The organism is Mesorhizobium sp. M7A.F.Ca.ET.027.03.2.1 (assembly GCF_003999175.1).
Lineage (GTDB): Bacteria > Pseudomonadota > Alphaproteobacteria > Rhizobiales > Rhizobiaceae > Mesorhizobium.
Genome location: NZ_RZOM01000371.1, coordinates 1 through 5,256, shown reverse-complemented (window position 1 = coordinate 5,256; position 5,256 = coordinate 1). Strand labels below are relative to the sequence as shown.

General features: G+C 62.5%; 6 protein-coding genes. 3 read left to right on the top strand and 3 right to left on the bottom strand.

Going from position 1 to position 5,256, the window contains the following annotated elements; translation table 11 throughout:
- Positions 1 to 2 precede the first annotated feature (2 nt).
- Both EN750_RS17300 and fae read left to right on the top strand, forming a co-directional pair.
- Positions 3 to 812, top strand: a complete 810-nt coding sequence (locus EN750_RS17300) for a triphosphoribosyl-dephospho-CoA synthase (RefSeq protein ID WP_127397130.1) — start codon at positions 3 to 5, stop codon at positions 810 to 812.
- A gap of 149 nt (positions 813 to 961) precedes the next feature.
- Entirely contained in the window at positions 962 to 1,468 is a 507-nt protein-coding gene (fae, locus tag EN750_RS17295) for a formaldehyde-activating enzyme (RefSeq protein ID WP_013532036.1), read from the top strand.
- A gap of 137 nt (positions 1,469 to 1,605) precedes the next feature.
- Here the strand turns inward: fae and EN750_RS17290 are convergent, their stop codons facing one another.
- Complete coding sequence (locus EN750_RS17290) at positions 1,606 to 2,400, bottom strand: HisA/HisF-related TIM barrel protein (RefSeq protein ID WP_245481741.1); 795 nt, start codon at positions 2,398 to 2,400, stop codon at positions 1,606 to 1,608.
- On the opposite strand from EN750_RS17290, the gene EN750_RS17285 reads away from it, so the two are divergent.
- Entirely contained in the window at positions 2,350 to 3,387 is a 1,038-nt protein-coding gene (locus tag EN750_RS17285) for a hydantoinase/oxoprolinase family protein (protein WP_127397129.1), read from the top strand. The genes EN750_RS17290 and EN750_RS17285 overlap by 51 nt on opposite strands.
- A 19-nt stretch (positions 3,388 to 3,406) precedes the next feature.
- Here EN750_RS17285 and EN750_RS17280 read toward each other — a convergent pair whose 3' ends face one another.
- Together EN750_RS17280 and EN750_RS17275 are read right to left on the bottom strand one after the other, a co-directional pair.
- Entirely contained in the window at positions 3,407 to 3,997 is a 591-nt protein-coding gene (locus tag EN750_RS17280; protein WP_127397128.1) for a DUF447 domain-containing protein, read from the bottom strand.
- A 4-nt stretch (positions 3,998 to 4,001) separates the two neighbouring features.
- The coding region (locus tag EN750_RS17275; RefSeq protein ID WP_127397127.1) for a DUF6513 domain-containing protein at positions 4,002 to 5,256 on the bottom strand (1,255 nt) is incomplete at its 5' end.

Below are 5,256 nucleotides of genomic sequence, written 5' to 3'. Positions count from 1 at the left end.
GGATGGAGATCGAAGCCCTCAAACCCGGCAACGTCCATCTGTTCGCCGACGGACACGGAATGTCGGCCGCCCAGTTCATGATGAGTGCGGAGGTTTCTTCCAGGCCGCTGACCGATCCTCGTCTGCCGGTCGGACAGCGCATGCTGGAGGCCGTGCGCGCGACCCGACTGGCGGTCGCAACCAATACCAATCTCGGAATCATCCTTCTGGCAGGGCCACTGATATGCGCCGCCGAAATGGGCGGTGACAGACTGCGAGACAATCTCGACCCGCTGCTTCGGGCTTTGAGCGTGCAGGATACCAAGGCGGTATTCGAGGCGATCGTCACGGCCGCGCCAGGTGGCCTGGGAGAAGCCGCCAACGATGTGCGGCAGGAGCCGAAGGTCCATTTGCTGGACGCGATGCGGGAGGCTGCCGATCGCGACATGATCGCCCGCCAGTACGGCAGCTGTTTCGGCGACGTGTTCGGGGTCGGGCTCGCCGCGCTGGATGGAGCGTTGGCACGTGGAGAAACCGGCATGTGGCCGACGGTATTCGTCTACATGGCGTTTCTCGCCGGCTTCCCCGACAGCCATGTGATGCGCAAGCATGGCGTTGACGTCGCAAATCAGGCGCGGCAGGAAGCCGTTGCCGTCCAGGCGGCGCTACATGCCGAGGGCGACGAGCCGTCGCGCATTCGCCTGCTCATGGAGTTCGACCGTCGGTTAAAGGCCGACAACATCAATCCCGGCACCTCGGCCGACCTCACCGTGGCTACTCTTTTAGTCCACACCCTCGCCCTCACCTTGCATAATCGCGGCGTTGGTGCTTGACTTCCAAAAGCGGAAGCTGTGCTTCCGCGGCTATCTAGCCAACCGGTCCGGGCAAATCCGGACGCTGCCAACAAGGATAGCTGTCCATCGAGCGCCTGCTCGGTTGCAGCGTCCGTGGACATCATAATTGTGTCTTGGAGGAAATTGGCATGGCAAAAATATCAAAGGTTATGGTCGGTGAATCGCTGGTGGGAGACGGCAACGAAGTCGCGCATGTCGACCTGCTCATCGGCCCGCGGGGGAGCGCGGTCGAAACGGCATTCTGCAACGCGCTTACCAACAACAAGGATGGCTTTACTTCGCTTTTGGCGGTGATCGCGCCCAATCTTCAATGCAAACCCAACACCGTGATGTTCAACAAGGTCACGATCAAGGGCGCCAAGCAGGCGGTCCAGATGTTCGGCCCGGCGCAGCACGCCGTGGCAAAGGCCGTGCAGGACAGCGTTGCGGACGGGACCATTCCGGCCAACGAAGCGGACGACGTGTTCATCTGCGTCGGGGTGTTCATCCATTGGGACGCGGCGGACGACGCCAAGATCCAGAAATACAATTACGAGGCGACAAAGGAAGCTATCCAGCGCGCCGTTGCAGGAACCCCGACCGCCGCCGAAGCAACGGCCCAGCGCGACAAGGTCAAGCATCCGTTCGCAGCCTAGACAAGAGACAGCCCCGCACAGGAAAAACCCTCTTCTGAGACGGATGGTCTGTTGCGCCGGCTGAAAAAAGTTCTGGGCTTTTGAAACGTCACCTCCCGAAGGGCGCACGTCCTTCGGGAGTCGACGAGCAACGATGATCAGGCGCCGAGTGATGCGAGGCGGCCGGGTGTGAGCGTAGCGTTGTGCAATGAGGTTGCTACTAGCGCCGCGGCGACACCCATTGCGGACAAGGCGCCGATGTCGGTCTCATCTCGGACGCCGCCAGCCGCGATGACAGTGCGATTTCCGGCCTTGGCCTTGACCTCCTGCAACCGCCGGAAGTCAGGGCCGGCGGCGGCACCGACCTTGGCCAGCGTCATGACAATCACCTTTTGCGGCCAAAGCTCGGGCTCTTCGAGAAGAGAACGCGGTCCGCAAAAACTATCGCCGATGAAATCAAGGGACAGGATGAGATCGGGATGATCGCGAAAACGCCGCAGCAACATGTCGTCCCGCTGCGATTCAGAGCCAAGAACAGGAGACAGGGAGCGTTCGGCAAGAGCCGCCAAAAGTGTCTTTTCGTCGGCCACGCCGGCATCGACCCAAAGTTCCGGCGGCTCCGCCATCGTCCTCAACCGGGCGAGTGCGTCGCTGTTTGGCGTTCCGCCTTCGATAGCGTCCAGATCTGCGATGTAGAAGGTCGAAAAAGGATAAAGCCCACGCAGTCCTTCAGCGACCGCGACGACATCAGGACTTCGGCTGAGCGGCGTAACGATCGGCCTGTAGCGATCGCGTTTTCCCTGCTGGGCGCGAACCACCACGCCGTCCTTCAGGTCGAGAACCGGAATAATACGCAACGCTTTTCTCACCGACCAATTGCCCCCGTCATGAAAGCTTGAAGCGTGAAAAAAAGAAAGGGCATCATTGCCGGTTTCGACATTGGCGGCGCGCATCTGAAGGTGACCCGCGCACAAGACGGTCGCATCGTCGAGGCGGTAACGATCGCAACGCCGCTCTGGCAAGGGCTTCACAAGCTGGCTTCAGCCCTCGACGAAACGGCTCCGATCTACGCGGGTGCGGATCTCAACGCATTCACCATGACAGGCGAACTGTCGGACATCTTTCCGTCCCGCGATGTCGGCGTAGCGGCTCTGCTGGGTCAGATTTCCACCCATTTCCCCACAGACAAAAAGCTGGTCTATGCCGGACCATCCGGTTTCGTCGGGGTCGAGCAGGCAGCGCAGTTAGGCGCCGATGTGGCTTCCGCCAATTGGCACGCGACAGCCTTGTTGGTGGCAAAACTCGCCGGCGATGCCCTGTTCATCGACATGGGCTCCACCACCACCGATATCATTGCCATCAAGAACGGCGCCGTGGCCAATGACGGCTACACCGATGCCGGACGGCTTCTAACCGGCGAATTGGTCTATACCGGCTTTACCAGGACATTCCTGTTCGGCGTAGCCTCGTCGGCTCCCGTCCATGGCAGGCTAACGCCGCTGATGAATGAGTATTTCGCCTCGATCGCCGACGCGCATCGCATCCTGGGCGTGCTCGACGAGGACGACGACAGGCACCCTCCCGCCGACGGCAAGGAAAAGACCGTGGACGGCTCGATCGCGAGGCTGGCGCGCATGGTGGGGCGCGACGCCACTGACCTGACCCCGCCGGAATGGGGTGAAGTCGCGCGCTGGTTCAGCGAGCAGCAACTGCGCAAAGTGCACGATGCAGCGTCTCTGGTTGCCGGGACCTTGCCGCGGGATGTCCCGATCGTCGGGGCCGGAATCGGTCGCTGGCAGATCAGGCGACTGGCCGAACGCATGGAACGCAGCTACGTCGATTTCGCCGACATCATCCCCGCCGATGACACCGTTCGCGGGCAAGCGAGCAGCGCGGCCCCCGCGTCCGCGGTAGCGCTTTTGGCGGGATATCCGTTGTAAGCAGGGTGCGGCGCTCGGCCTAACCCCGCGCGTCCTCGCTCCGGGAATCTTTGGCGGTCAAGTGATCGCTGACACGCTGCATCAGCCAGCCCCAGGCTTCCTTTTCACCGTCGCCTGCCGTCTTTTCGATGGCGATCGAAAGGTAGGCGATTTCCGCCTCGATCTTGTCGCGCGGCAGCATGCCGAGCCGGCTGACCAGGATGGCCAGCTCAAGCACCGCCGCCTTGGCTCGATTGAGGCCGGTGAACGGCGCAAGCGCTTCCTCCCGCACCACGCGGCAGAAATGGCGGGGGCGCACGCCATTGTCATCGACCGCCTGGACTTGGAGACCCGAATACGCCAGCGACGCCTCGAGCCTCGGGACCGGAAACCCGTCAACCGGAACGGTTGGCCAGTGCCTGCGGCCTGTCAGGCAGCCGGCAAAGACACGCACGTCGTCGGTATAATTGGCGATGGCGAATGGCACTTCGGCGAGATTGTCGAGCGTGACCGACGGCCGGAACGGTGCAATCACCCAGCCGTCATTCTCGGCAATGATGCCGATCGGCGCGATGTGGACGTCGCCTGCCTTGTTGACCGTCGTGATGATCGATTCGCGAATGTAGGGCATGATCCTAGCGCTCTTTCCTTGCGCGGAGCGTCTGGCCCGGCTCGGCAAGACGGGTACGGTCGGTTTCAGGAGCCGGCGCGGCAACGCCCCATGCGAGCGGTTCGTCCTGCACATAACGCTTGCCGAGGCGCCACGCGATCTCCGCTTTCATCAGTTCCGCGCCGAGGTAAAAAGCGTGTGCGCCATCGGCGTTGACGTCCAGCCCGGCAAAAAGTTCGAACGCATCCGTGGCAACCGCATGCCCTTTGCTATTGAAAACATGGATGCCGTCCTCCGCTACCGCGATCCGGAAGTTGGCGTCGCGCACCTGGGCCGCCAATGCCTCGATATCGTCGGCTGAGGCTGTGAAAGGCTTGCGATCGTGGACCTGCAACAGGCCTGGGTGATAGCCGCGCGGCAACGCGCCGTCCGTGCAAGCAGCCAACATGACGCGGCGGGCGATATCGTGCTCCTCGATCGTCCGCACCGTGTGTGGGCTGACATGCACCGCCAGCACGTTTCGGATCCGGAGTTCCGAGCAGAGTCCCGCTAGAACGGCCGTAACACCGGAACTGTCCGCGTCGGTCAATTCGGTGAGATTGCCGGTACCCATCAGCAATTCGACGTCCGGCCAGCGGCGCCGCGCCTCGATGAAGCGCCCGAGTGAAACGGCGAAGCCGAAATGGATCGGGTCGAGCACGGGATCGGCAATGAAGGCAACGCCGGCCTTTTGAGCGGCTTCGATGGCCCGGCCGAGCGAATCCAGATCGCCGGGCGTGGACGGTATCAACACTGCCGTAGCCCTATGGTCGAAGATCAACGGCAGCGTGTTCTCATCGAGGCTGAGAAGATAGTCCGCGCCGGCGCGTGCCCCGATCGTCAGTTCGTCCACGCTGGCCGAATCGACGCTGACCATAAATCCCCGTGCCTTGAGCGCTCGCACAGCCTCCGGCAGCAATGGAAACGGCGTCTCCGGCAGGCAGCCCAGATCGATGACATCGGCGCCGGCCGCGGCCAGCATCGAGGCCCTCGCCATCAGCGCCTCGACCGACAGCATCGGCGCATCGACGATCTCGGCGAAGATGCGCATATCGTGACGCGTCAGATCCGGCGGTTTGCACGCCCGGCCAAGGAAGGCCGGCAGGTCAGCGATCTCGTCGGGGCCGCGCACAAAGGGCACGCCGAAATGCTCCGACAGGTGCTCGATGTTTCCCCGATAGCGTCCGGGCAGGATGACGCGGCCGACGTCTCCTGTCAGAGTGAGCCGACGCTTCACAATG

Excerpts from the sequence above, each read along its gene's own strand:
- EN750_RS17290 (WP_245481741.1), bottom strand. The coding sequence starts at position 2,400 with ATGCGCGCCGCCAATGTCGAAACCGGCAATGATGCCCTTTCTTTTTTT.
- fae (WP_013532036.1), top strand. The coding sequence starts at position 962 with ATGGCAAAAATATCAAAGGTTATGGTCGGTGAATCGCTGGTGGGAGAC.
- EN750_RS17280 (WP_127397128.1), bottom strand. The coding sequence starts at position 3,997 with ATGCCCTACATTCGCGAATCGATCATCACGACGGTCAACAAGGCAGGC.
- EN750_RS17300 (WP_127397130.1), top strand. The coding sequence starts at position 3 with ATGGAGATCGAAGCCCTCAAACCCGGCAACGTCCATCTGTTCGCCGAC.